The following is a 23,013-nucleotide window of genomic DNA, read 5'->3' on the forward strand; positions in this document are numbered from 1 at the left end:
AACAATTATAAGTTATTTAGATCGCCCTGTATTAAAAACATAGCTAATGACCAATATCATGTCAGTTGATACTGAAACTCTTTAATTTTGATACTACTACTCCGTAGTGCAAGAGCAAGGAAGTGTCAGGAACCCAAGGCCTATAAAGTAGTAGTAGTAGTAGTAGTGGTAGTAGTAGTAGTAGTAGTAGTAGTAGTAGTAGTCGTAGTAGTAGTCGTAGTAGTAGTAGTAGTAGTAGTAGTAGTAGTAGTAGACAGCAATAGCCTTGGTAAGCCGCCTTAAACTACAGCAATCTTTAAAGTACACTAAGATGAAGCACATATTGGTCCCTGTAGATTTTTCCAAACATTCCGCCTATGCGTTGGAGGTTGCTGCAGGCATTGCAAGGCAGCAGAAGGCCGATATTACAGTTATTCATATGATTGGAATTTCGGAGGCGGTTATTGCCGAGGAGGAATTTTTAGAGTATGAGGAGGCCAAATACTTTATGGGACTAGCCAAGCAAAGATTTAAAAGTTTCTTGGACAAGCCTTATTTAAAGGGTATTGTGATACATAAAATAGTGCAGAACTATAAGGTATTTAGTGAACTTAATCATGTAGCCAAGGAACAAAATATAGATTTAATTGTAATGGGCTCCCACGGTAGCACAGGTTTCAACGAGATTTTTATAGGTTCCAATGCAGAAAAGGTAGTGCGTACTTCCGAAGTCCCCGTTTTGATTATTAAGCAGCAAAATTCAGATTTTAGAATTAAGAACATCCTTTTTGGATGCAGTTTTACGGAGGATATGGTTTTGCCCTATAGAAAGGTTAAGTCCATGGCTCAAAAATTTTCCGCCAAACTTAAATTGGTATACATCAACACCCCTTTTGAGGATTTCTTAAGTACCCCGGAAGCCGAGAAACGTATAGCAGATTTTATGTCGAAGGCCCAGGAGACCAACTATAAAGTGGAAATTTACAACGATTATACTGTGGAAAACGGTTTGCTAAATTTCACCAAGACGGAAAAATTTGATTTATTGGCCCTACCTACACATGGCAGAAAAGGTCTTGCACATTTCCTACTCGGAAGTATCGGCGAGGATATTGCCAACCATGCCAAGTTACCTGTGATGACGCTTAAGATCTGATTATATATGGGAATTGCCTTCCAGTAACCCAGTATTGTTACTTTAGTAATATTTCCAATTTTCCCAACAGTACCAATTCCGCTTTATTTTTTCCAGCAAAACTATTGGAAATGGCGTTAGCCGTATCCATAATCAACACCTTAATGAATGGGCTAAATATGCTGGCATTGTCCTTATAAAACTCCCTAAATTCCTCGAAGCATTCATCCCCATCCCTTTCATTGTCCACTAACCAATCGAACACCGATTCTATCTGAAAGGCGGCATCGGTACCGTATTCATCCTCCAATTCATCAACCTCCAACCAATATTTTCGAATAAAGGCCCTTAACTTGTCAATTTCCTGCCTATGTATACGTGTGTCTGCCATTGCTACAGCGTAGAACAACTTTCCTAAATTCTCATAGAACTTCTTACCAACTTTCTTTATATTTTCCATTTTTAAATGATTGAAGTGAATAATTTAAAAATAGAGAATGACGTAGTTATTTTCTATGACAATAATCAGTTTTAAAATTTTATCTTTGGATAATGCAGTCCTTTCAAAAAAACAGTGAAATATTCAATCTTCTTTCTGAAGGTGTATCCGAAGGGATTATAGTTGTTAATACTGAACAGCTAATAGTCGCTACCAATTCCTCGGCGGGCCGAATGTTTGGTTACAAAAAGGGTGAACTTCTGGGAAAACCCTTGGAGACCCTGATACCGCGAAGGTACCATCATAACCACGGTCAAAACGTGGAACACTTTATTGAAAAAAGCGAACGACGGCAAATGGGCCAGGGAAGGGACCTACATGGAGTTCGTAAAAATGGAGATGAATTTCCGGTCGAAGCAGGGCTTAATCCATTTAAACTATATGACGAGACCTATGTTATGGCCCTTGTTATTGATATTACGGAACGTAAGATCAAGGAAAAGGAACTTAGCCATTGGGCCAGGATATTTGATGAATCACTGAATGAAATCTACGTGTTCCATGCTATCTCATTACATTTTTTAAATGTCAACAAGGAAGCTCAGCGGAATATGGGCTATGACCTAGAGGAATTTAAGGCCCTGACTCCATTGGACATTAAACCCCATATGGATGCACCGCAATTTAAGCTACTTATAGACCCCTTGTTGAGGGGAGAAAGGGATAAGGTTAAGTTTGAAACCGACCACAAAAGAAAGGACGGATCTATTTATCCCGTAGAGGTGCATATTCAACTATCAATTCTTGGAGAAGAGCAGGTTTTTGTTGCCATAATACTCGATATAACAGAACGAAAAAATTACACGGAAAAACTAGAGAAAAAGGTTCAGGAACGTACCAAACAACTCACGGAAGCCCTCGCCAAGGAGAAAGAACTGAACGAATTAAAAACACGTTTTCTGTCCTTGGTTTCCCATGAATTTAAGACCCCTTTGAGCAGTATTCTGACCTCTATAACTTTATTGGCCAAATACACTGAGGGCCACCAACAGGAAAAACGGGACAAACATGTAGATACTATAAAGAACAAAGTGCGGTACTTGGATACCATTCTAACCGATTTTCTTTCGGTAGAGCGTTTGGATTCCGGTAAGGTAAATTATAACATCGAGGACTTCCCTCTAAGCAAAGTTATAAACGAAGTGGTTTACGGGGCCAATATGCTGCTTAAATCGGGACAGCAAATCACATACCCCGAGAATATAGATGATATTTTCATCAGATTTGATGAAAGAACCTTGGAACTCGCCTTGTCCAACCTAATTCACAACGCCATTAAATATTCCCCAGAGGACACGACCATTGATCTGGTGGTGAGCAATGGAGCCGGTAATATACTAATACAGGTCGTTGATCGTGGTATTGGGATTCCTATCAAAGAACAAAAATATATTTTCAATCGTTATTTTAGGGCAGAAAATGCCTTGTTGAACCAAGGTACTGGCATTGGCCTTAACATTGCCAAACAACATTTGGAGAATCTTGGCTCCACTATTGAATTTAGCAGTGAAGAAAACAAAGGATCTATTTTTACAATAGTTATCCCCCTGGAAAACATAAATTAAGAGAACAATGAAGACTATTTTATTGATCGAGGACGATAGGGCCTTACGCGAGAACACCGAAGAGCTATTGGAACTTTCAGGTTATTCCGTGACAACGGCACCTAACGGAAAAGTTGGCATTAAAATGGCCAAGGAAATAATACCGGATATCATTGTCTGTGATATTATGATGCCAGAGTTGGATGGTTATGGGGTCTTAAAAGATCTGTCCTCCGATGAAAAGACTAGGCTAATTCCCTTTATATTTCTGTCTGCCAAAACGGAACACAAAGAAATACGAAAAGGAATGGATCTGGGTGCGGACGACTACCTTACCAAACCTTTTGAAGAAGAGGATTTAATAAGCGCCATTGAAAGCCGTTTGGCGAAAGTGGAGCTTCTGGGGAGGATGTCGCAAGAGGGCGCATTAAATCCACTGGCCTCTGACAACCAAATACGCACTTTAAACGAGTTGAAGAACTTTTTTGACGATAACGGTGAACCTGTAAATATTGCGCAGGGTGGCACCATATATCAAGAAGGTTCATATAGCCATAAAATATACCTTATTTTAAAAGGAGTGGTAAAATGCCATACCATGGACGAGGATGGGAAGGAATTGATCACCTCGCTTTACAGGGCGGACGACTTTTTGGGATTTACTTCTTTTCTAGATAATGTTCCGTATCAGGAATCGGCAACGGCCATTGAAAATGTGGAACTGGCTGGTATTTCCAAAGAAAATTTAAAGCAGGTGTTGGAAAAGAATCACAACATATCCATGGAACTAATGGAACTTCTTACTGGAAATATAAAGGATATTAAACAGCAATTGCTACAAATGGCCTATAGTTCGGTTCGTAAGAAAACGGCTCAAACCTTATTGCAATTTGCGGAAATCATGAACAATAAAACTGAGGATCCCATCAAAATTTCCCGAAATGATCTTGCCAGTGTAGCCGGTATTGCTACGGAAAGCCTAATACGTACACTCTCCGGGTTTAAAAAGGAAGGTTTGATCGACATTGAGGGCAGAAATATACGAATCAAGGAATTAAAGGCCTTGCAGTTTATCAATTAGAATAATTTTTGAATCCTTGAAGTATCTTTTTTACTCAAGATGACCAATATCATATTACAACTTTGGCCATAACCGTAATTTTGTGGCATCGTTGATAATCGAATGAATGAAAAATATACTGTTCCCCACGGACTTTTCCAATAATTCTTGGACCGCAATTGAATATGCCATTGAGCTGTTCAAGAGCGTTCCCTGTAATTTTTATGTACTCCATGTAGGCCGTTTAAGCCAATCCGGTGTGCAGAGCAATTCGTTCATAATGCCTTCCAAAACTGACAATGAATCCCTCAAGGATAATCTAACTGACATCTTTGCCCGTATCCAAAACATTACCGACAGCAAAAATCATCATTTTATTGCACTTCAAGATTATGGAAACCTTGTAGATATTATTCGCAAGACCGTATTGGATAAAAAGGTAGATCTTATTGTCATGGGAACCAAAGGGTCTTCAGGTTTAAAAGAAACCATTTTAGGTAGCAATACCGGAAATGTCATGACCAAAGTACACTGCAATCTATTGGTTATACCTGAAAAGGCAGAACCATCCTTACCAAAGAAAATTGCCTTTCCTACAGATTATAATATTTTCTATTCGCACTCCATATTGGAAGCCATTTCAAAAATGCTCCGTACCTCCAAGGCCAACTTAAAGGTGGTAAATGTCACCAAACCCAATGTGAAATTTAATCTGGCCCAAAATGAGAACATGGTTTATTTACAGGACTATTTACTGGAACTTCATGACAAATCGTATAGTATTCACAACTTAGAGGACAATAGGGCAAAAAATGCCATCGAGAGATTCGTAATCCATAAAAAAATAGATATGGTAATCATGGTAGCCAAGAACCTCAATTTTCTACAACAACTGTTTCTTGACAATACCATTAAAAAAATTAGTTTCCAAACCAGAGTACCGTTGCTGGTATTGCACGAGCAAGCTACGTATACATCTTGACCAATAGCTACTGATAAATATCATAGGTTTTATATGCCGCAACCAATAAATTTGGTAGGTATACAAAAGAAAACCTATGAAAACCGTTTTGATTCCTACCGATTTTTCCAGCAGTGCAATGCATGCTATTGATTATGCCTTGAATCTGTATAAATGCGAACGAACCAATTTTTACTTCCTACATGCCTATGCCGACGATGTCTATGGCCCGTTTAAGACCAATGGCGAAACCTCTTTTGAACAGCAAAAGGAAGCCATTAAAAATAATACGGATAAATCCTTAGAAGATCTAACCCAAAAACTCATCCTTAGAGAGCATAATCCGAAACACACCTACAAAACACTTTCGGCATTCGAAACCCTGGTAGATGCAGTTAACGATTGTGTTAACGAACTAAATGTGGACATTGTGATTATGGGAACAAAGGGACAAACGGCCGACAAAAAAATTACTTTCGGCAGCCATACGGTACAGGTTTTCAAATATGTGCAATGTCCTGTACTGGCTATTCCCCTTGATTACAAGTACCAACAACCAAAGAAAATACTGTTTCCCACAGACTACATGCTGCCCTACAAGCGTCGGGAATTGAAGCTTTTGGACACCTTGGCGTCCGAATATAAATCAGAGATACATTGCCTTTACATTTCAGACTTTGAGGATTTAAGCCATAGACAGGTAGATAACCAGCGCTTTCTTAAGGAGGCTCTGTCCAGCGCATTCCTGTTTTTCGAAATACGACCCACTAAGAAAAAAGCGGAGGTGATTATGGAATACATCAAAAAAAATAACATCAACCTATTGGTCATGGTAAACTCACGTCATTCATTCCTAGAAGACATGCTTTACAGATCTACAGTAGACGAAATTGGGCTACGGCTGAAACTTCCTTTTTTGGTAATGCAAAATTTACCCCGATAAACTTAAAAGATGAAAGGATGAAAAAAATATTATTGCCCACCGATTTTTCCGAAAATGCATGGAACGCTATAGACTATACCCTCAACTATTTCAAAAATGAAAAGTGTCTGTTCTATATATTGCATACCTATACCCCAACTTTTTATAGGGTAGATTATATGATGGGTGGTCCCGTAAATAGTGCCATTCCCGATAAGGACGTTGAGCTGGCACAAGCGGGTTTGGAAAAAACACTAGCGGATATCAAAAATAATTATGCCAATAAAAATCACCGGTATAAGACCCTGTCCTCCTTTAATATTCTGACCGATGAGATTCAAGAAGTTACCGAACGAGAGCATATAGACATGATTGCCATGGGAACCCAAGGAGCTACAGGTGCCAAAGAAATATTTATAGGAACCCGTACCGTCCATGTCATCAAAAAAGCAAAAATACCAGTATTGGCCATCCCAAGCGGTTATACCTATAAGGAAATCAAAACCATTGTTTTCCCCACGGATTATATCAGGCCTTATGACAAAGAAGCATTAGGCTTTCTCACAAATATGTCCAAGATGTTAAAAGCCAAATTGATCGTCCTAAATGTCAAGGAAGAGTATGTATTGAGTGAAGAACAAATTGCTCATAAAAAAACATTGGATGTGTTCCTTAAAACCGCGGACCATTCCTTTGAGCAGGTCAAGGGTGAATTAATGCCAAATGCCATACATGAATATGTGGAGAAACATAGAATAGGACTTTTGGCTATAATGAATCGGAAGCATTCATTTTTGGAAAGATTGATCACCAAATCTACGGTGGACTCCATAGGATACCATTCCAGGATTCCCTTTTTGGTAATACCAGAGACCTGGAAAGACCTCCCTAAAAAGTCCAAAACATGAAAAAGATCCTGTTGCCCACCGATTTTTCCGATAATGCATGGAATGCCATATTTACAGCTGTAAAACTCTATGCCTCCGTAAAGTGTAAATTTCTCATTTTACATGCCTACGAACCAAAAGCCATGAATATATTAGGAAAAAAAAGTCAACAACGATTAGGAGTCATTTATGATTCTTTGGAAAAGTATTCGACCCAGGAACTGGACAAGATATTGGAGTACCTCAATAAAAACCACAACAACGCCAACCATAGCTTTGAAACCATTTCCAAGTCGGACACTTTGGAAAAATCCATTAAGGAATTGACAACCGCCGAGGAGGTAGACCTTATCGTCATGGGTACCCAAGGCGCTACTGGAGCCAAGGAAATCTTTTTGGGAAGTAATACGGTAAAAGTCCTAAAGCAACTAAAAAATAATTCTGTTTTGGTGGTTCCCAAAGACTATAACTTCCAAAAATTAAAGACAGTGGTTTTTCCAACGGATTATACCAGAATGTATAAAAAGTTGGAGCTATTGCCTATGACAGAAATGGCCAAACTTTGGAAAGCTACTATAAAGGTAATACACGTAGGAGTTGAATTTAAACTAAGCAATGTCCAAAAAACTAATATGGGAATTTTGGAAGAGCGGCTAGAGGGTTCGGATTATTCCTTACACGAGATAGCTTTTGAAGCCAACGTAGAGCAAAGTGTGGAACAGTATATATCGGAAATCCGTGCGGACTTGCTAACCGTGTTAAGGTACCAGCACAGCTTTTGGGAAAGAATTATCGGAGAGCCTGTTATTAAAAAATTAGCATTCCATTCCAAGGTACCGGTATTGTTTCTTCCCGAGCAATCCCTACGAAAATAGACCATATGTTATTTTAAAAGATTTAAAGATGAAAGCAAAACATATACTGTTACCCACAGACTTTTTGGCCAATGCCCGTAACGCCATAGATTATGCCATTTACCTCTTTGAAAAAGTGGAATGTGTTTTCCATATTCTGCATGCGTTCGAGGTAGGCCCATCCAACTTGAGCAGCAACATGGGAAAAGCTAAAGATACACGCCTGTTCAGGGCAATAAAGGACGAATCGGAAAGAGACGTAAAAACATTGGTTAGCGAATTGGAGTCGGTCAACAAAAATAAATTACACACTTTCGAGGAATTAAGTGTAGCCGATTCTTTGGTAAATGCCATTGGAAGAACCTCAATAGATAAGGGAATTGACTACATTTTTATGGGAACCAAAGGGTCATCAGCACTGAAAGAAGTTTTTATGGGTAGTAACACAGTAAAGGTTATACAAAAAATCGACTTCTGCCCTATTATTGCCGTACCTGAAAATTATGACTTTGACATTCCGGATGAAATAGCCTTTGCCACAAATTTTGAACATATTTACAGTGAGGTAGAACTGGTACCACTTATAAATTTGGCCAAATTATGGCACTCCAAGATTGTCATTGTCCATATAGATACGGGCAAAAAATTACTGGCCCATCAAAAAACAGCCAGAGATCTTTTAACGGAAATGTTTCATGGAATTAAATACAGTTTTGAAGAGGTTAATGGACATGCAAATATTTCCGGTGCCATTAATAGCTATGCTCGTGACAATAAAAACATAGGTATGATCGCCATGGTTAATTATTGGCATAGTTTTTTTGAAAAACTCACAAAAGAAAACGTGATCAAGAGGGTCGCCTTTAGCACAGAAGTACCTTTTTTGATATTTCCCCTGATTGAACCCTAGACCCGGAATAGCATTATACCCTAATTGAGGACGATATGATATTTGTCATTTGGGAACAGTCCCAGAGAGATTACTTTTAACTAATTGAACTGAACCAACAATAAACTGTCATGAAGAATATATTGATACCCACGGACTTTTCTGACAATGCTTGGAACGCCATTAAATATGGAACTGCATTGTACCATAAAACCAGATGCACTTTTCATATAATTCATATCAATCCCATTTCCTACAATTCCGGCGGAGAAGCTGCCATGTATGTTTCACCAGAATTACTTGAGGAAACCATTTTAAAGGAAAGCAATGAAAAATTGGAACATTTACTTAAAGATGTTGAACGCTTGCCGCTTAACACCAAACATACCTTTAAAACAACAGCTCTCTACGGATTTTTTACCGATCACATAAAGCAGGAGGTCAAGGATAAAAATATCGACCTGATCATTATGGGGACTAAAGGAGCTACCGGCCTAAAAGCTGTTTCCTTGGGAAGCAACACAGGTAACGTGCTCACCAAAGTAAGATGTGCCGTTCTGGCTGTTCCCGAGGATGCCGAGTACACTTCCCCAAGGGAAATAGGATTTCCTACAGATTACCAATTAAGCTATGAAATAAAGGTTCTTGACCAAATTAAGGAACTTGCCTTAATGCACAATTCCGCATTACGGTTCCTTTATGTAGCCAAAAAAGGAGAAAACCTTAACGAAATGCAGCTGAATAACAAGGAATTTTTAAAAAACTATTTCAGGGAAAACGAACACTCCTTTTATGTTCTAACAGAAAAAAAACTGGATGATGCTGTTCAAGCCTTTGTAGAAAGTAGGGACCTGGACATGTTGGTGATGGTGGCCAAGAACTTAAACTTTCTAGAGCGCATCCTCTTTAAACCAATGGTAGAAAAGATAAGTTACCATACCAAGATTCCATTTCTAATAGTACACGAATAAAAATAATACAGGGATACTTAAAATTAAATATGCTGGCGAACAACACTTATTATATCGTTCTTTTGTAGCACTCCAGACTGCCTCCAAACCTGTTTTCCATTTTTAAACAGCAACATGGTAGGCACTCCCTTAACTTGATAAGTACTTGCCAAGGATTGATTCTTATCTACATCTATCTTAACAATTTTCAGTGCGTTGCCCATTTCGTCCTTAACCTCCTTCAAAATAGGTGCCAGCATTTTACAAGGTCCGCACCAATCGGCATGAAAATCAACTAAAACTGGGGTATCTGAATTAATGATATTACTAAAACTACTCTTCATAATTATTTTTTTTGCCAAGTAAAATTACCAAAACAATGAAGATACTGAACTGACCGATATCATGGTTTTCAAAATTATTCTGATCTAGTTTTACGGCACTAAAGTTATAAAATATCATGAAACGAATTTTGCTTCCTACCGATTTTTCAGACTATTCCTTTCAGGCCATAGGTTACGCTTTGAGCCTTTTCAAAAATATAAATTGCAGGTTTTTCCTGATTCATACCTATATGCCTCCAGTGTATAATGCGGAATATTTAGTTGGTAGTCCGGGACTTATAGGTCTGGGCGATGTAATGCAGGAAACATCCATGACACAACTGGAAAAACTAAAAAATCGACTTCAAAAGGAACACAATAATTCCAAGCACAGTTTTACTGTACAAACCTCATTTAACACCCTCTTGAACGAGGTTATGGAAACAGTTGAATCCGAAGGTATAGATTTGGTGGTTATGGGGACCAAAGGTGCCACAGGAGCTAAGGAAATCCTTTTTGGGACGAATACTGTACACATTATAAAAAAAGCCAATTGCCCTGTTCTAGTTATACCCCCAAATTTTGAGTACGAAAATCCCTTGGAAATATTATTTCCAACAGATTTTGAAATAGGGTACAATAAAGAATTACTAGCACCTCTTTTAGATATCGCTGAGGAGCATGGATCCCAAATTAATGTACTGCATGTATCCACAGGATATAAGCTTACTAAAGATCAAGAAAAACAAAAAAAGGGACTGGAAAAGATTTTAGAAAAAAGGGCGCTGTTTCACGATGTGCCCAGCAATGACATTATAAATGCCATCAATGCCTTCCAAGCCAAGGAAAAAATTAACCTCTTGGTCATGATTCAGAACAAACATACCTTTTTTGAGCGTCTATTTATTGAGCCTGTAATTAAAAAAATAGGTTTTCATGTCAATATCCCTTTTATGGTTATTCCACAATTAAAATAACGGAGAATGAAAAATATACTTGTAGCGACAGATTTTTCCAATAATGCGTATTGCGCCCTTTTCTATGCAACAAAACTTTTGGCCTCCCAGTCCTGTACATTTCACATTCTGAACACCTATTCCGAGCTCACCATTTCTTCAGGCAAAACACTTCCGGTCTTGGGGATTAAAAAATATTTGAAACAATTGGAAACTGAATCCCAGGAAAAAATCACCCATATTAAGCACAAAATAGTCTTGGATAACGAGAATCCGCTTCACACCTTCAATACTATTTCCCTAAAAGGTGATTTGGTCGATATTATAGAGCAAAAGGTCAAAGAACTTAGTATTGATTTAATAACCATGGGGAATAAAGGGCTGACAGAGACTGCCGACATATTCTTTGGGAGCAATTCCATAAAGGTAGCCAATAACATAAAAGAATGCCCATTGTTGGCCATACCGGGTGAAATGGATTTTCACCCACCAAAGGAAATAGCCTTTGTTACCGACCTGAGAAAGAATTGTGATCAAAAAACACTTGCCCCTCTTTTGTACATTTCCTCTTTATCCAAGGCCTCCATTAGGGTTGTGCACGTACATGAACAACATATTTTGAACACGACCCAAGAAGCGAACAGAAAGCAATTGGAAGAAGCTCTAAGCTCCCTAGGACATTCTTTTCAATGGATAAGGAACTTTGACGACAAGGCTAAGGTTATAGACGTTTTTTTGGAAAAACTGAAAGTGGATATGTACGCCATGGTGCACGAAAAAAGGAGCCTTTTTGAAAAACTTACCCGAGAGCCTATAGTGAAAGATCTAAGTATGTATTCCGATATTCCATTTTTAATCCTTCCACCGTTGGCATGACGATTGTCATAGTAACTGTGACTATAGCCCATTATATTTAGTACATCAATCTAAAGAAGAATTGTTATGGACAAAAGAATATTAATTCCTACCGATTTCTCCAAGAACGCACTGAATGCCGCGCGCTATGCCTTGGATCTATATGCAAAGCTCAACTGCGAATTCTACTTTTTAAACGTTTTCCGGTTGGATCATTACACTACCAATACCTTGATAATGCCAGAGCCTGGCAGCCCGGAATTTGAAGCAGCAAAAGCTAAATCGGAAGAAGGTTTTGCCAAACTATTGGACATGCTGGAGCTTCACCACGATAATCCCAAACATAGCTATCACACCATTTCTTCTTTCAATTTTCTTTCGGAGGCCATTAAACAGACCATAGCAAGTAAAGATATAGAACTTGTGGTCATGGGCACCCAAGGAGCTACTGGTGCCAAAGGGATTATTTTTGGAAGTAATACTGTGAATGCCATGGAGAAAATAAGGGAATGCCCAGTAATGGCCATTCCTGAGGATCTACGGTTTTCGGTTCCCAAGGAAATTGTCTTCCCCACCAATTATAAATCCACCTTTAGGCGTAAGGAATTAAATTATTTGATAGAGATTGCTTTGATGCACCAAACATCTATAAGCGTTTTGCATTTTAAAAAGGAAACTTCCTTGGACGAGAGCCAAGAGGCCAACAAACAGCTCTTGGACGACATTCTGGAAAATGTAGACCATAGCTTCCACACCCTTACTGATAAAAACGTAGCCCGAGGAATAACTTCTTTTGTAGAAAGTAGAAAGAGTGACATGATTGCGTTTATCAACAAAAAGCATTTCCTCTTTAATAGCATATTTTCAAGGCCATTGGTCAAGGAGATTGGCTATGATGCCAAAGTTCCTATTTTGGCTTTAAACGAATCCTAGAGCATTGAATTATGAAATGAGCCACATTAGTTCTCAATATTAACCCAGAAGTATAATGGCGAATTCCAAGATTCATGAACAAAGTATAAAACCAAAAGAGAAGGTTGTGAATAATTGCATCTGACCTCTTAATAACAAATAAATATAAACAGATGAAAAATATTGGAATATGGATGGATAAGGAAAAAGCCCATATCATCCGTTTGGATAACAAAGACGAAAACATGGAAACCATTTTTTCGGAAGTAGAATTTTTTAATCGTAAAGGAACATCGGGACCTAGGGTCAAAACTGGTGCGACCCAGGATGTTAAGCATGAACGCACCTATTTGGAAAGGGAAAAAGCTCAACTAAAAACGTATTTCAAAAAACTCGTAGATGCTGTAGGTGATGCAGATGCCATTGCACTATTTGGACCGGCGGATACCAATGAAAAGTTTAGAAAAGAACTGTTGGAAAACCATAAAGGCTTAGCAAATAAATTAAAAGCGGTCACCAAAGCCGACAGCATGACCGAGAACCAGACCAAAGCCTTGGTTAGGGACTTTTTCGGACAGAAAAAATAGTTCGATAATTTTTAATTGGAAGACCGGTAAAACAATATTTGGTTTACCGGTCCTATTAAAATCAATTGCCCATGAACAGTCCCTTGGACTTTATTAACGACCCCGTAGTATTACGGATTGCAAAACTTTTATTGTGGATACTGGCCATTGTGCTGTCAATTGGTTTTTTACGGAAGATCCTAAAGAAAAGAATAGAGAACGTCTCCGTTAGATATAAGGCGCAAAAAGGAGTAGAAGTCATTGGTTATATACTAATAGCGCTATTGATCCTAATGGCCTTTACTGTAGAAAACATTAAGGATTACACCATTATCATTGGCCTATTCACAGCAGGAATAACATTTACCTTGCAGGAGTTGATATTGAGTATAGCCGGATCTTTTTATATCTTTTTTGTAAGGGTCTATAAACCAGGAGACCGTATAGAGATCAATGGTATAAAAGGAGATGTAATTGACATTGATAGTATATATACTACTTTAATGGAAATTGGTGAATGGGTCAGCAGTGACAATTACTCGGGTAGGATAGTCAAGATCAGTAATGCCTTTGTATTCAAAGGTCCTATTAAGAACTACTCCATGGACTTCCCCTTTGTTTGGGATGAACTCAATATACTCGTAACCTATGATTCAGATGTTGCTCTGGCAAAAAAAATAGTACTGGAAAAGGCCACGGAATTCCTTTCTGACTATACCGAGAAATCCTTGGCAAAATGGGAGGAAATGGTGGAACACTATTATATAGAAAATGCCAAAATAGCCCCTACCTTGGCCATTAGTCCTACAGACAACTGGATAGCTATAAATTTAAGATATATAACCGATTACAAATTACGGCGGATTACAAAACATGAGTTGTTCGAGCAAATAGTGCTAGCCCTTATGGCCACAGATGGGAAGGTGAATCTAGCCTCCACCACCTTGCAACTTCTTAAAATACCGGAATTGGATATACATCTAAAGCAATGATATGGAAAAAGAATTGGACATTGAAATCCTAAAGACCTCTGGAGAACGAGCAAAATTTTCTTTGGATAAACTTCGCAATTCCCTTAAAAAAAGTGGTGCCGACCACAATTTGGTAGAACACATTGTTGGCCAAGTCAAGAATGAACTTTATGAGGGTATCTCTACCAACGAAATTTATAATAGAGCCTTTGCCCTTTTGAAAAAAAATAAATCGGTATTTGCCTCAAAATACAAATTAAAAAAAGCCCTATACGAATTGGGTCCCACTGGATTTCCATTCGAACGTTTTGTGGCTGCCATCCTGGAATATTCAGGTTACCTTACCCGAGTGGATGAAATTATGAACGGCATCTGTGTTACGCATGAAATTGATGTAGTAGCCGAAAAAAATGGAACCGTCACCGTTATTGAATGTAAATTCCATTCCGAAGAGGGGCGTAACTGCAACGTTAAAATCCCCTTATATATACACTCCAGATATAACGATGTAAAAGCGTATTGGGCCACCAAGAAAAAAGACAATAGGCAACTGGATAAAGGTTGGGTAGTAACCAATACACGTTTTACCAAAGATGCAATTGCCTATGGCAAATGCGCGGGGTTGTATCTTTTAAGTTGGGACTTTCCTTTTAATGATGGATTAAAGGACCGCATAGATCGTTTGGGGCTTTACCCGATAACTGTGTCCACCCTCCTAAGCAATAGAGAAAAACAGTTTTTACTGAGTAGGGATATTGTGCTTTGCAGGCAACTTTTGACGGATAAATTCTTTTTGGATCACTTGGGAATTTCCAATACTAGAAAAGTGAAAATCTTGGAAGAAATAAAACAACTCTGTAATAATTAGAACTTGAACAGTATCAAAATACATTTCCTCGGTGCTTCCGGAACCGTAACTGGCTCCAAATTTTATCTGGAAACCCCTGAATTGAATCTTATGATCGACTGCGGAATGTTCCAGGGTCTAAAAGAACTTAGACAACTTAATTGGTCTACCCTGCCCATAGATGCCTCTAAAATAGATATGGTCCTATTGACCCACGGACATCTGGACCATACAGGATACTTACCAAGATTATTAAAGGAAGGGTTTAAAGGAAAAATTATAGGAACTGCACCTACATTGGCCGTAACCAGGATTATACTTTTGGACAGTGCCAAGATACATGAAGAAGAAGCCGAGCAAGCCAATAAGGAAGGATATAGCAAGCATAACCCAGCATTGCCTTTTTATACGATAAAAGAAGCCGAGCGCACTTTGGATTTGTTTCAATCCAAGGAGAAGGATGAATGGATAACCCTATCGGAACACATTCGCTTCAAATACAGATATAATGGCCACATCATTGGCGCTACCTTTATTGAATTGGAAATTTATGGGAAGTTATTTGTTTTTTCAGGCGACATTGGCAGACTGCATGATGATCTACTAGACGCTCCAATGCGTCCAAAGTACGCCGATTATCTATTTGTAGAAAGCACCTATGGCAATAAATTACATCCCAAGGAAGATGTGGAAAGCATACTTAGTGGTCTTATTAAAACAACCATTCATGAAAGGGGTAATCTAATAATCCCATCCTTCGCTGTGGAGCGTTTGCAATCTTTAATGTATCTCCTTTGGCAGATGTACAAAAAAAACAAAATACCCAATATTCCCGTTTTTATAGATAGTCCTATGGGCAATAATGTGCTATCTATTTTTGAACAATTTCCACATTGGCATAAGCTACCCATGAACGAGTACCATGCCATGTGCAATCATTTTAATATTATAACATCCTATGCCGACACCTGGAAGACAATTGACGACCCCAGACCTAAAATTGTAATTGCCAGTAGCGGCATGGTTACCGGTGGCAGGGTACTCACCTATCTAAAACAGCTGATCGATGTGGCATCAACATCGGTTTTGTTGGTTGGCTTCCAGGCTGAAGGTACCCGTGGGCGACAACTATTGGAAGGTGCCCATGAGCTTAAATTATTCGGAAAATACCATCCGGTTAAGGCTAAAATACATCATTTGGAAAGCCTTTCGGCCCATGCCGACCAGAGCGAGTTACTGGATTGGATGAAGGATGTGGATAACATTCCGGAAACTGTATTCCTTATCCATGGCGAACCTACTTCCCTGGATGCGTTTAGTGTTAAAATAAAGGATGTTTATGGTTGGAAGGTACACATCCCCAAACTGAACGAAGTACGGGGAATTTTAATCTAAAACAGAGATGACAAATCTCATTGTGAGGGAATTAAGAAGTTACTAACTTTATTCAACATCCAGTTATATGTAAATTAAGTAACCAAAATTATGGACAAAGAGAATCAAGTAGCCCAATTACATTGGAAAGTTCAACAGTGGAAATTACATTTTCAATTAATGGATGATGAAATTGTTTTTATAAATCAGTTGTTAAATTCAAATGCATTTAAGCCCAATATCCCCAATCTCTTTGAACACCTAATGGATTACAAAACCCGTTTGGAAAAAATAAATAGTAGAAGTGAAACAATAAGAACTCAAATTTCAACACATGAAAACAATTTGGGCGGCATATCGGATAAGTCGGAGAGTTCAAGTGGTTTAAACATTAATAAAAAAAATGATCAAATTCAGGTAGAAGTTGATGCATGCTTGGGTGATTTTCAAAACTTGAAATCCGAAATTTTTAATTATACTGGTGGCATTCTTTTAAATAATAACCCAGAAAGGAAATAATTGTTTAACTGACCATCGTCATATTATTTCTTCAGAGCATGGGGTAACTTGACCACCGTTCCAAACAATAATGATTAATTGAAAAAACTGTTGACATAAATTAATTTCATGATTTAATTGGGGAGAATGGCCAAAGGCTTTTGAACTTGTTCCCCATAGCAGAGCGCCTGCCACAACAAAATCTTAATGATGTTTTATGATGTACAGTCATTAGTCAATTATTTCAATAAAAATTATAACATGAAAAAAGTATTTATTTTATTCGCAGTACTACTAACGGGATGCTCTTCTATAAGTTTGGTAGAAAACTGGAAAAATCCTGATATTGTATTGTTCCATGCCAATAAAGTATTAATTGTAGGCATGGCACAAAACGAGGAAGCCAGAACCGAATTCGAAACAAGCCTACAGAAGGAGTTCAGCAAAAGAAATGTGGAAGCTATGCGAAGCCTAGATGTTTTTGACGTCTCCTTTACCGATACCAGAAAAACGGAAAAAGAACTGGACGATGTGGAACAAAGTCTATTGGATAAAGATTTTGATGCCATTCTGTTCACTAAAGTTACCGGTTCGGAGGATAGGGAGAGCTTTTTAAAATCCATTTCCAAGTGGAACAATTACCAGGGAAGATTCAATGATGATTATCTAAACAACCAGGACATTTATTATGACCAAGGATATTATGATAAGTTTACCGTCTACCACGCGGAGACCACTCTTTACTGTATTTGCGAGGGCAAGGAAAGGGCCATGATCTGGAGGGGAAGTATAGACATCGCCGATCCCAAAAACATTCAAAAAACCATAAAAGATTATATAAAATTGGTTGTATTGGCCATGGAAGATCAAGATCTAATCTTTATCAAAGAAGGAAAAAATGAAATTACTGGTCTATAGTGCAAAAGAGTTCGAAGTCCCTTTTTTAAGCAACGCCAACAAAAACGCACACAAGGTAACCTATACCAAAGATGCCCTGGATACAGAAACTGCAATCCAAGCGGTAGGATATAAGGCGATTTCCATATTTTCAGGGGATGATGCTTCTTCCGTTGTTCTGGAAAAATTATGGGATTTGGGGGTACGCTTCATTACACTGCGTTCGGCCGGACATAACAACGTGCATCTAAAAATGGCAAATAAATTCGGTTTTAAGGTGGCAAATGTTCCCGATTATTCCCCCCACTCCATTGCTGAGCATGCCGTTGCCCAATTACAGGCGCTTAACAGAAAAATTATACTGGCAGATAAGCAGGTACGCACCTATAATTTTTTGCAAAATAATCTTATGGGCTTCAATTTAAATGGTAAGACCGTAGGCATCATTGGAACAGGCAGGATCGGCAGTGTTATGGCCAAAATTATGGCCGGATTTGGTTGTAAAATATTGGCCAACGATTTAAAACCGGATTACAAATTGGTCCAAATGTATGATCTTACCTATACTTCATTGGACAACTTATGTCAAAAATCGGATGTTATAAGCCTTCATATTCCACTTACCCAGGAAAACCACTATATGATCAATAGGCAGAAACTGAACTTAATGAAACCAGAAGCCATTTTAATCAACACGGCAAGGGGAGCCTTGGTAGAAACCAAAGAATTGATAATTGCCTTGGAGAACAAGAAGATCGGGGGCTACTGTACAGATGTATATGAAAAGGAAAAAGGGACCTTCTTTAAGGATAATTCCGCCAAAGGCATTAAAGACGGGCAACTAAAGAAATTATTGTCGTTTCCAAATGTATTGCTTACACCCCATCAGGGGTTTATAACCAAAGAAGCATTGACCAATATAGCCGAAGTTACTTTTGAGAATCTAAATAGCTGGGAAGAAGGTAAACCATGTAAAAATGAATTAGGTCTTGCTACGAACCGTTCATAACAACGGACTAAAAACTTTACCAAAACCTTCCTTTAGTTTTTCGGCCCATGGTCTTTTAAGGTATTCTTCATAGGAGAGCATCCTACTAAGATTGGCATCCTTTAGAAAATCTTCCTTCAACAATTTAGCAAATGGCTCATCGTAAACAATGGCATTCACTTCATAGTTCTGTTCAAAACTTCTATCGTCCAAATTGGCCGTACCTATTGTTGCAATGGCATCATCACTAACAATAATTTTACTGTGCAAAAATCCATCAGGAAATAGATAGATTTTTATACCCGATTTAAGCATAGGCTCAAAATAGGATCTCACACTCCAGCTTACTATTTTGTTGTCCGCATTTTCGGACACCATTAATCGTATATCCACACCACCAAGTGCTGCAGTCTGTAAGGCTTGCATAATGGCCTGCCCTGGGATAATATAAGGGTTGGTTATGTACAGATAATCTTTCGCCTTATTAATAATGGTGAAATAAGTCTGTTCCAAAGAAGGAAAATCATCATCCGGGCCCCCAGAGACGATTTGTACAAGTTTACCTTCACTATTCTCAATGACGCCTTTATCACTATCCAAGGGTAGTAAAGGAATTGTCTTTTGACAAACCAAATACCAATCCATTGCAAAAACAAAGTCCAAATGACTCGCTGCCGTACCCTCCAATCTTAAGTGCATATCGTGCCAGTTGCCTAATTCAACATCGCCTTTCAAGTATTTATCCGATACGTTTATTCCTCCGGTAAATGCCACCTTGCCATCGACCACAATTATTTTTCTGTGATTTCGATAATTCAAGGATGAAAAAAAACGACCAAATTTGAAAGGGAGAAAAGGATATACCTCTACTCCAATTGCCATTAATTTCTTTAAATAGGCCTTGCTTAATGAAAAGCTGCCAATACCATCGTAAATCATTCTTATCTGGACTCCCTGCGCAATTTTACGTTCAAAAAGAAGTATTAACCTATTGGTGAGTTCCCCTTCTTCAAAAATATAATATTGAAGGTTTATTCGGTTCTGGGCATTTTCCAAAGCCTCGAAGATGGATTCGAAGGTTGTTTTTCCGTCTTTTAACAATCGTAATTCGTTGTACTGTGTGGGAGGGAAATGTGCATTTCGATAAACCAAGGTCATAAGCTTGCGGTACTTCCCGCTCATGGATGTCATATGTTGCATTAAGGGCTCCGGCAAGTTTAGAAACGCCTTCTTCTTTAATTTCAACAGTTTATTCTTTCTGCGATTTCTTCCCAAAAGAAGATAAAGGAACATCCCACCTACCGGAATGGTAAAAATAGCTAATAGCCAAGCTAAACTTTTTGAAGGTTTGGCACCGTGTAAAAGAATACTTATGATAATGGCTAAGGCAATAAGTAAATAAAAACTAAGAAAAACTGCAGTCCACATGCTTCCTTTTTAGTTGACATTGGAGGATAAGTCCAATTATCAAAGTTCGGAAATCGTGAGGGTATAACTATGATATTTATCAGTTTATTGCAAAGAATTGGGGCTTTTGTGTCCTATATTTCCCAAGGTTCGTGGTGTAGTGGGACTAGGAGGTTTCGTCCAATGCCGCTTTAATAAGTACCATGACACTTTCTGATGGTTCGGCATTATTCGTAATGGCCAATCGCTCCCTTTCCTTATTGATAAGGTTCTTAAACCGGTTGCCGCTGATATTGCCCTCTTTAAAATCAATCAGTGCCATAAACCACTTGAAGTATGGAAAGGATTCATAGGTTTTAAGGATGGTGTTTTCCTTTTCCAACAGATTAAAACGGTTTAATGTCTTTTTTGCCTGCTTATATTCACCCAAGTGGAGAAGCGTTTCTAGATAAGTCCTAAAAAAACGGTTCCAATTATGTTCCAAAATATCTTTTTCGTTTAGTGCAATTTGATTTTCGGCATACTGCTTGGCATTCTTATATTCCCCGTTATCGTTATAGCATTTCATCAGAGAGGAAATAAAAAGAGATTTGTTATATTTATTGGACATCTGCCTAGCAAAGGGATGGGCCTCTTTCAGTAATTGTAAGGCTAGTTGGGGTCTCCCCAATTTTAAAAGATTAAAGCAATAATTGTTCAGGTACATAATATAATCATGCCCCTGTTCACTTATGGAAAGTCGACCGTAATACAAGGCCAGGTCATATTTATGTAGCTTCATAAGTATCAGTTGACGATTACCGTAAAAGTTGAGCAGCAACTTACGGGAATAATAAGAACCATCCTTCAATTGTTCTTCCAGATCATCGTAACAGGCTATGGTCTCCTCTAAAAGTTCGTTCTTTAACAGTGCCAAATAGGACAGTAATATCAAAGCCTGGTAACGATTATATCCATCCAGGTCATCGGCACGGTACAATCGCTTTAACCAAGGCACCCACTTTTCTGCGTTCTGCGTCAATTTTGTACTGTGGTAATCGGTAACAATATCGGAAGTGGCCTGTGTCATCCGGTTATTGATATCCTTACAACGAATATAATCGTCATGGTAGTTATGGACGAACTTGTTGATTAATTCGTAATCGTTGAGCCTAACCCGGACCAATAAAAAATGAAGATAATTTTTCACCACTTCATAAAATCGAATAAAATGAAAGTGATGTGGAGCGTAGTTTTTTATATGCTTTAAAAGTTCTCTTTCCTCCTCGGAGGAAACGGTATCTGTCTTTATCTTATTATCAAAATAGTTAAGCCTCTTATAGTAGTTATCTGTACAGTATTCATCTAAACGCAACTGCATCCAGTTCATCAGGTGGGAATATTTTCGTTTATCTATATCAGCAATATAATCCTTTGGCTGTTCCTTACTTAGTACGTTGTACTTTACAATTTTAAAGATACGGGTACGGTCAACATCCTGAAACCGACCAGAACGTTCCAACAGAAGCACTTCATGGGGTAACAGGGTACCTACGTAATCCGAAAATTTCTTTAGTTTCATTTACGTTTGGACATTATAATGTTTCAATTATCAACTAAAAAAACCTAATGCGGGATAAAATTGGATTTGCCAATTCCCGGCAGTTTGGTGTAAACTTAATTGCCATTTTATTACACTGCCAAATATCCCATGGCCAACAACCAACATAGCTCACAAGGCCCTTAAAAAAACTCTGCTGCCTCCTAGAGCCTACATCACCAATCCCCCATCCACGCTTAGGGTGGTGCCATTTATAAAACTGGCCTCTTCCGATGATAGAAACACATAGGCATTGGCTATGTCCTCAGGTTTCCCTAAACGTCCCAGCGGGGTTTTGGCCTCTAGATCGGCAATTACCTTTTCGGGAATGGTTTCTACCATTTCGGTAGCAATAAATCCGGGTGCTACGGCATTTACATTGATGCCCTTTCTACCCAATTCCCTAGCCCATACCTTGGTAAGCCCAATTACACCTGCCTTTGTTGCCACATAATTGCTCTGCCCAAAATTTCCGTATAACCCTACAACGGACGATGCGTTAACAATCTTCCCACTTCCTTTTTCTATCATATGTCCAGAAATTACCTGGGTACAATTGAAAACCCCCGTGAGGTTAACATCCAACACAGACTGCCATTGTTCCTGGGTCATCTTTTTTAAGGTGGCATCCCTTGTAATCCCAGCGTTATTGATAAGTACATCTATACTGCCAAACTCCTCAATAATTTTGGCAACAGCTTTTTCCACTTCCGCTATTTTTACGGTGTTGACTTTATTAAATTGTAAGTTTTTACCTTTATTTTCTTCCAATAACCTATTGCCAGCCTCCATGTTGATATCCCAACATATAACTGTCGCCCCTTCCTTTAAAAATTTGTTCACGGTTACTTTACCGATACCATTTGCACCTCCCGTAATCACGGCTATTTTACCCTTTAATCTGTTCATCTTTGAAGTTTTACCTCAAATCTATTGTTTATTTGGTCAGAGAAAATAAGTAAAATCAAATATTAACTATAGACTAATATATATAATACATATTATGCATATTATAACTAATTGATTATAAGTATATTAAATAAATTTAAATTACCATGGACTATTGTCCATTTTAGTATACCATATTATAAATTATATTGCTTACCCCACACAAATACGCTTTAGTGAGTAATAGAATGTTATAATAATAAAAAAGACAA

At 38.3% G+C, this 23,013-nt stretch carries 26 protein-coding genes; 20 read left to right on the forward strand and 6 right to left on the reverse strand.

Annotated elements, in window-relative coordinates; all coding sequences use genetic code 11:
• The first annotated feature begins 87 nt into the window (after window positions 1-87).
• A complete protein-coding gene (locus tag MWU78_RS13395) occupies window positions 88-282 on the forward strand; it encodes a hypothetical protein (protein WP_246998533.1) in 195 nt (64 codons plus the stop codon).
• A gap of 28 nt (window positions 283-310) precedes the next feature.
• The gene (locus MWU78_RS13400) at window positions 311-1,135 is read left to right on the forward strand and encodes a universal stress protein (protein WP_246998535.1); all 825 of its coding nucleotides are present in this window, start codon (window positions 311-313) and stop codon (window positions 1,133-1,135) included.
• A 37-nt stretch (window positions 1,136-1,172) separates the two neighbouring features.
• Here MWU78_RS13400 and MWU78_RS13405 read toward each other — a convergent pair whose 3' ends face one another.
• The gene (locus MWU78_RS13405) at window positions 1,173-1,574 is read right to left on the reverse strand and encodes a hypothetical protein (RefSeq protein ID WP_187584754.1); all 402 of its coding nucleotides are present in this window, start codon (window positions 1,572-1,574) and stop codon (window positions 1,173-1,175) included.
• Between the two features lie 92 nt (window positions 1,575-1,666).
• Here MWU78_RS13405 and MWU78_RS13410 point away from each other — a divergent pair, with 92 nt between their 5' ends.
• From MWU78_RS13410 to MWU78_RS13445, 8 genes are all read left to right on the forward strand, one after another.
• The gene (locus MWU78_RS13410) at window positions 1,667-3,178 is read left to right on the forward strand and encodes a PAS domain-containing sensor histidine kinase (protein WP_246998537.1); all 1,512 of its coding nucleotides are present in this window, start codon (window positions 1,667-1,669) and stop codon (window positions 3,176-3,178) included.
• 7 nt (window positions 3,179-3,185) lie between these two features.
• Window positions 3,186-4,238, forward strand: a complete 1,053-nt coding sequence (locus tag MWU78_RS13415) for a response regulator (protein ID WP_246998539.1) — start codon at window positions 3,186-3,188, stop codon at window positions 4,236-4,238.
• Window positions 4,239-4,344: 106 nt separating this feature from the next.
• On the forward strand, window positions 4,345-5,199 hold the full coding sequence (locus MWU78_RS13420) for a universal stress protein (RefSeq protein ID WP_246998541.1): 855 nt from the start codon (window positions 4,345-4,347) through the stop codon (window positions 5,197-5,199).
• A gap of 76 nt (window positions 5,200-5,275) precedes the next feature.
• Window positions 5,276-6,121 carry a universal stress protein gene (locus MWU78_RS13425; protein WP_246998543.1) on the forward strand — a complete coding sequence of 282 codons (846 nt, stop codon included), beginning with the start codon at window positions 5,276-5,278 and terminating at the stop codon, window positions 6,119-6,121.
• A gap of 17 nt (window positions 6,122-6,138) precedes the next feature.
• Window positions 6,139-7,008, forward strand: a complete 870-nt coding sequence (locus MWU78_RS13430) for a universal stress protein (protein WP_246998545.1) — start codon at window positions 6,139-6,141, stop codon at window positions 7,006-7,008.
• Entirely contained in the window at window positions 7,005-7,862 is an 858-nt protein-coding gene (locus tag MWU78_RS13435) for a universal stress protein (RefSeq protein WP_246998547.1), read from the forward strand. The genes MWU78_RS13430 and MWU78_RS13435 overlap by 4 nt, the downstream gene beginning before the upstream one ends.
• A 28-nt stretch (window positions 7,863-7,890) precedes the next feature.
• Window positions 7,891-8,751, forward strand: a complete 861-nt coding sequence (locus MWU78_RS13440; protein ID WP_246998549.1) for a universal stress protein — start codon at window positions 7,891-7,893, stop codon at window positions 8,749-8,751.
• Window positions 8,752-8,861: 110 nt separating this feature from the next.
• Window positions 8,862-9,701 carry a universal stress protein gene (locus MWU78_RS13445; RefSeq protein ID WP_187584770.1) on the forward strand — a complete coding sequence of 280 codons (840 nt, stop codon included), beginning with the start codon at window positions 8,862-8,864 and terminating at the stop codon, window positions 9,699-9,701.
• Window positions 9,702-9,724: 23 nt separating this feature from the next.
• Here the strand turns inward: MWU78_RS13445 and trxA are convergent, their stop codons facing one another.
• Both trxA and MWU78_RS22430 read right to left on the reverse strand, forming a co-directional pair.
• Window positions 9,725-10,024, reverse strand: a complete 300-nt coding sequence (gene trxA, locus MWU78_RS13450; protein ID WP_246998551.1) for a thioredoxin — start codon at window positions 10,022-10,024, stop codon at window positions 9,725-9,727.
• Window positions 10,014-10,142, reverse strand: a complete 129-nt coding sequence (locus tag MWU78_RS22430) for a hypothetical protein (RefSeq protein WP_281503844.1) — start codon at window positions 10,140-10,142, stop codon at window positions 10,014-10,016. The genes trxA and MWU78_RS22430 overlap by 11 nt, the downstream gene beginning before the upstream one ends.
• Here MWU78_RS22430 and MWU78_RS13455 point away from each other — a divergent pair.
• The 10 genes from MWU78_RS13455 to MWU78_RS13500 all read left to right on the forward strand — a co-directional run bounded on the left by MWU78_RS13455 (window position 10,141) and on the right by MWU78_RS13500 (window position 18,888).
• A complete protein-coding gene (locus tag MWU78_RS13455) occupies window positions 10,141-10,980 on the forward strand; it encodes a universal stress protein (RefSeq protein ID WP_246998554.1) in 840 nt (279 codons plus the stop codon). The two genes, MWU78_RS22430 and MWU78_RS13455, sit on opposite strands and share 2 nt — an antisense overlap.
• Window positions 10,981-10,986: 6 nt before the next feature.
• Window positions 10,987-11,835: a universal stress protein gene (locus MWU78_RS13460; RefSeq protein ID WP_246998556.1), complete on the forward strand. Its 849-nt coding sequence runs from the start codon at window positions 10,987-10,989 to the stop codon at window positions 11,833-11,835.
• Between the two features lie 66 nt (window positions 11,836-11,901).
• Window positions 11,902-12,747, forward strand: coding sequence for a universal stress protein (locus tag MWU78_RS13465; protein ID WP_246998558.1), 846 nt, complete (start codon window positions 11,902-11,904; stop codon window positions 12,745-12,747).
• A 152-nt stretch (window positions 12,748-12,899) separates the two neighbouring features.
• A complete protein-coding gene (locus MWU78_RS13470) occupies window positions 12,900-13,313 on the forward strand; it encodes a hypothetical protein (protein ID WP_187584780.1) in 414 nt (137 codons plus the stop codon).
• Window positions 13,314-13,384: 71 nt separating this feature from the next.
• Window positions 13,385-14,284 (forward strand): mechanosensitive ion channel family protein, encoded by a 900-nt coding sequence (locus MWU78_RS13475; protein ID WP_187584782.1) that lies wholly within the window; start codon window positions 13,385-13,387, stop codon window positions 14,282-14,284.
• Window position 14,285: 1 nt separating this feature from the next.
• Window positions 14,286-15,131, forward strand: a complete 846-nt coding sequence (locus MWU78_RS13480; RefSeq protein ID WP_187584784.1) for an ATP cone domain-containing protein — start codon at window positions 14,286-14,288, stop codon at window positions 15,129-15,131.
• A gap of 3 nt (window positions 15,132-15,134) precedes the next feature.
• Window positions 15,135-16,505: an MBL fold metallo-hydrolase gene (locus tag MWU78_RS13485; RefSeq protein WP_246998560.1), complete on the forward strand. Its 1,371-nt coding sequence runs from the start codon at window positions 15,135-15,137 to the stop codon at window positions 16,503-16,505.
• Between the two features lie 90 nt (window positions 16,506-16,595).
• Window positions 16,596-17,003: a hypothetical protein gene (locus tag MWU78_RS13490; protein WP_246998561.1), complete on the forward strand. Its 408-nt coding sequence runs from the start codon at window positions 16,596-16,598 to the stop codon at window positions 17,001-17,003.
• 240 nt (window positions 17,004-17,243) lie between these two features.
• Window positions 17,244-17,900 carry a hypothetical protein gene (locus tag MWU78_RS13495; protein WP_187584790.1) on the forward strand — a complete coding sequence of 219 codons (657 nt, stop codon included), beginning with the start codon at window positions 17,244-17,246 and terminating at the stop codon, window positions 17,898-17,900.
• Entirely contained in the window at window positions 17,881-18,888 is a 1,008-nt protein-coding gene (locus tag MWU78_RS13500) for a 2-hydroxyacid dehydrogenase (RefSeq protein WP_246998563.1), read from the forward strand. The genes MWU78_RS13495 and MWU78_RS13500 overlap by 20 nt, the downstream gene beginning before the upstream one ends.
• Here the strand turns inward: MWU78_RS13500 and cls are convergent.
• The 3 genes from cls to MWU78_RS13515 all read right to left on the reverse strand — a co-directional run bounded on the left by cls (window position 18,883) and on the right by MWU78_RS13515 (window position 22,762).
• The gene (gene cls / locus MWU78_RS13505) at window positions 18,883-20,295 is read right to left on the reverse strand and encodes a cardiolipin synthase (protein ID WP_246998565.1); all 1,413 of its coding nucleotides are present in this window, start codon (window positions 20,293-20,295) and stop codon (window positions 18,883-18,885) included. The genes MWU78_RS13500 and cls overlap by 6 nt on opposite strands.
• A gap of 145 nt (window positions 20,296-20,440) precedes the next feature.
• The gene (locus MWU78_RS13510; protein ID WP_246998567.1) at window positions 20,441-21,835 is read right to left on the reverse strand and encodes a hypothetical protein; all 1,395 of its coding nucleotides are present in this window, start codon (window positions 21,833-21,835) and stop codon (window positions 20,441-20,443) included.
• 189 nt (window positions 21,836-22,024) lie between these two features.
• Window positions 22,025-22,762 carry a beta-ketoacyl-ACP reductase gene (locus MWU78_RS13515; protein WP_246998569.1) on the reverse strand — a complete coding sequence of 246 codons (738 nt, stop codon included), beginning with the start codon at window positions 22,760-22,762 and terminating at the stop codon, window positions 22,025-22,027.
• Window positions 22,763-23,013 lie beyond the last annotated feature (251 nt).

Origin of the sequence: Arenibacter sp. F26102 (assembly GCF_023015865.1) — a bacterium.
Lineage (GTDB): Bacteria > Bacteroidota > Bacteroidia > Flavobacteriales > Flavobacteriaceae > Arenibacter.

What these genes read in the sequence shown, in the direction of transcription:
- MWU78_RS13490 (WP_246998561.1), top strand. Translation starts at nt 16,596, where the DNA reads ATGGACAAAGAGAATCAAGTAGCCCAATTACATTGGAAAGTTCAACAG.
- MWU78_RS13500 (WP_246998563.1), top strand. Translation starts at nt 17,881, where the DNA reads ATGAAATTACTGGTCTATAGTGCAAAAGAGTTCGAAGTCCCTTTTTTA.
- MWU78_RS13480 (WP_187584784.1), top strand. Translation starts at nt 14,286, where the DNA reads ATGGAAAAAGAATTGGACATTGAAATCCTAAAGACCTCTGGAGAACGA.
- MWU78_RS13400 (WP_246998535.1), top strand. Translation starts at nt 311, where the DNA reads ATGAAGCACATATTGGTCCCTGTAGATTTTTCCAAACATTCCGCCTAT.
- MWU78_RS13455 (WP_246998554.1), top strand. Translation starts at nt 10,141, where the DNA reads ATGAAACGAATTTTGCTTCCTACCGATTTTTCAGACTATTCCTTTCAG.
- MWU78_RS13420 (WP_246998541.1), top strand. Translation starts at nt 4,345, where the DNA reads ATGAAAAATATACTGTTCCCCACGGACTTTTCCAATAATTCTTGGACC.
- MWU78_RS13495 (WP_187584790.1), top strand. Translation starts at nt 17,244, where the DNA reads ATGAAAAAAGTATTTATTTTATTCGCAGTACTACTAACGGGATGCTCT.
- trxA (WP_246998551.1), bottom strand. Translation starts at nt 10,024, where the DNA reads ATGAAGAGTAGTTTTAGTAATATCATTAATTCAGATACCCCAGTTTTA.
- MWU78_RS13475 (WP_187584782.1), top strand. Translation starts at nt 13,385, where the DNA reads ATGAACAGTCCCTTGGACTTTATTAACGACCCCGTAGTATTACGGATT.
- cls (WP_246998565.1), bottom strand. Translation starts at nt 20,295, where the DNA reads ATGTGGACTGCAGTTTTTCTTAGTTTTTATTTACTTATTGCCTTAGCC.
- MWU78_RS13465 (WP_246998558.1), top strand. Translation starts at nt 11,902, where the DNA reads ATGGACAAAAGAATATTAATTCCTACCGATTTCTCCAAGAACGCACTG.
- MWU78_RS13510 (WP_246998567.1), bottom strand. Translation starts at nt 21,835, where the DNA reads ATGAAACTAAAGAAATTTTCGGATTACGTAGGTACCCTGTTACCCCAT.
- MWU78_RS13435 (WP_246998547.1), top strand. Translation starts at nt 7,005, where the DNA reads ATGAAAAAGATCCTGTTGCCCACCGATTTTTCCGATAATGCATGGAAT.
- MWU78_RS13410 (WP_246998537.1), top strand. Translation starts at nt 1,667, where the DNA reads ATGCAGTCCTTTCAAAAAAACAGTGAAATATTCAATCTTCTTTCTGAA.
- MWU78_RS13460 (WP_246998556.1), top strand. Translation starts at nt 10,987, where the DNA reads ATGAAAAATATACTTGTAGCGACAGATTTTTCCAATAATGCGTATTGC.
- MWU78_RS13470 (WP_187584780.1), top strand. Translation starts at nt 12,900, where the DNA reads ATGAAAAATATTGGAATATGGATGGATAAGGAAAAAGCCCATATCATC.
- MWU78_RS13430 (WP_246998545.1), top strand. Translation starts at nt 6,139, where the DNA reads ATGAAAAAAATATTATTGCCCACCGATTTTTCCGAAAATGCATGGAAC.
- MWU78_RS13445 (WP_187584770.1), top strand. Translation starts at nt 8,862, where the DNA reads ATGAAGAATATATTGATACCCACGGACTTTTCTGACAATGCTTGGAAC.
- MWU78_RS13405 (WP_187584754.1), bottom strand. Translation starts at nt 1,574, where the DNA reads ATGGAAAATATAAAGAAAGTTGGTAAGAAGTTCTATGAGAATTTAGGA.
- MWU78_RS13425 (WP_246998543.1), top strand. Translation starts at nt 5,276, where the DNA reads ATGAAAACCGTTTTGATTCCTACCGATTTTTCCAGCAGTGCAATGCAT.
- MWU78_RS13415 (WP_246998539.1), top strand. Translation starts at nt 3,186, where the DNA reads ATGAAGACTATTTTATTGATCGAGGACGATAGGGCCTTACGCGAGAAC.
- MWU78_RS13515 (WP_246998569.1), bottom strand. Translation starts at nt 22,762, where the DNA reads ATGAACAGATTAAAGGGTAAAATAGCCGTGATTACGGGAGGTGCAAAT.
- MWU78_RS22430 (WP_281503844.1), bottom strand. Translation starts at nt 10,142, where the DNA reads ATGATATTTTATAACTTTAGTGCCGTAAAACTAGATCAGAATAATTTT.
- MWU78_RS13440 (WP_246998549.1), top strand. Translation starts at nt 7,891, where the DNA reads ATGAAAGCAAAACATATACTGTTACCCACAGACTTTTTGGCCAATGCC.